This window comes from Burkholderia sp. MSMB1835 (genome assembly GCF_001526365.1).
Taxonomy (GTDB): domain Bacteria; phylum Pseudomonadota; class Gammaproteobacteria; order Burkholderiales; family Burkholderiaceae; genus Burkholderia.
Genome location: NZ_LOYP01000039.1, coordinates 1 through 1,456, shown reverse-complemented (window position 1 = coordinate 1,456; position 1,456 = coordinate 1). Strand labels below are relative to the sequence as shown.

Below are 1,456 nucleotides of genomic sequence, written 5' to 3'. Positions count from 1 at the left end.
TGAACTGAACCCCGAGAGTTGGACATAGATCCGACCCTTGGGGTTTTTCATGTCGAAGCACGACGAGCACTTGAAACTCAAAGTAGTGACGCAGTATTTGGCGGGAGGGATCGGCTTTCGAGCCTTGGCCCAAACTCATGGTGTGGGCCGCAGCGTTGTGCGGCGATGGGTTGCCGAGTACAAGCTGCACGGTGTTGATGGGCTGCGCCGCAAAGGGCATAGCAAATACAGCGCGCAATTCAAGCGGGAAGCGCTGGAGCGGATGCAGCGAGAGAACCTCTCGCGCACCCAGATGCAGGCGATACTGGGAATCCGGGATCCTGGGGCGCTTGCCCGTTGGGAACGCCAGTATCATGAAGGCGGTTTCCCAGCACTGTTACCGCGCCCCAAAGGGCGCCGCGCCAAGATGTCGACTGTATCGCCTACTGAATCTCCGTCCCCGGATACCGAATCGGATACCCGCACCCGCGAGCAATTGCTCAAGGAGAATGAATACCTGCGTGCGGAGGTAGCCTACCTAAAAAAACTCGATGCCTTGGTTCGGGCGGAGCAACGTCAGCCGCGACGCGCAAAGCGCAAGTAGTGCTCGAATTGAGGCAGTCCCATGCATTGGCCATCCTGCTGGACGTAGCGGGATTGGCGCGCAGCACTTTTTACTACCAACTGAAGGTGCTTCAAGCCGGAGATCGTTACGCCGGGCTCAAGCAACGCATCCGCGCGATCTACGAGTCCCATCAGGGCCGGTATGGCTATCGGCGTATCACCGCGGTAGTCCGGCAGGCGGGGGAACGGATCAACCACAAACTGGTGCGGCGCTTGATGGTTCAGCTTGGCTTGAAGTCTTTGGTGCGGCCGAAGAAGTACCGCTCCTACCGAGGCCCGGTAGGCCGTGTTGCTCCGAACGTGCTCAACCGGCAATTCGAGGCGCGACGGCCCAACGAGAAGTGGGTCACGGATGTCACTGAATTCAACGTGAAAGGCCGCAAGCTATATCTGTCCCCCGTGATGGATCTGTACAACGGCGAGATCATTGCCTGGCAGAGTTCCGTCCAGCCGACCTTCGATCTGGTTGGGAGCATGCTGAAGAAAGCGTTCTCTCGCCTTGGACGAGGCGAGCGTCCTCTACTGCACTCCGATCAAGGATGGCAGTACCAGATGGCTGCCTATCGAAGACTGCTGGATCAGCGGGCGATTCGCCAGAGCATGTCGCGCAAGGGCAACTGCCTGGACAATGCCGCAATGGAAAGCTTCTTTGGTACGCTCAAGGCTGAGTTCTTCCACTTGAACGAGTTCGACAGTGTCGAACAGCTACAGGCTGGAATCCAGCAGTACATTCATTACTACAACCATGAACGTATCCGGCTGAAACTAAAAGGGCTGAGTCCTGTTCAGTACAGAACTCAGCCCTTCTTGGCCTAGCATTCTTGAACCGTCCAACTCTCGGGGTTCAGTTCAA

Annotated in this window: 1 protein-coding gene; it reads left to right on the top strand. The window is 57.2% G+C overall.

Annotation, left to right across the window (positions count from 1 at the left end):
• Positions 1–49 precede the first annotated feature (49 nt).
• Positions 50–1,419, top strand: a protein-coding gene (locus WS96_RS33690; protein ID WP_156443643.1) for an IS3 family transposase whose coding sequence is annotated in 2 segments (ribosomal slippage) — positions 50–527 and positions 527–1,419 — 1,371 coding nt in all. Because the reading frame shifts where the segments join, the coding sequence is not laid out codon by codon here.
• The last annotated feature ends 37 nt before the right edge of the window (positions 1,420–1,456 follow it).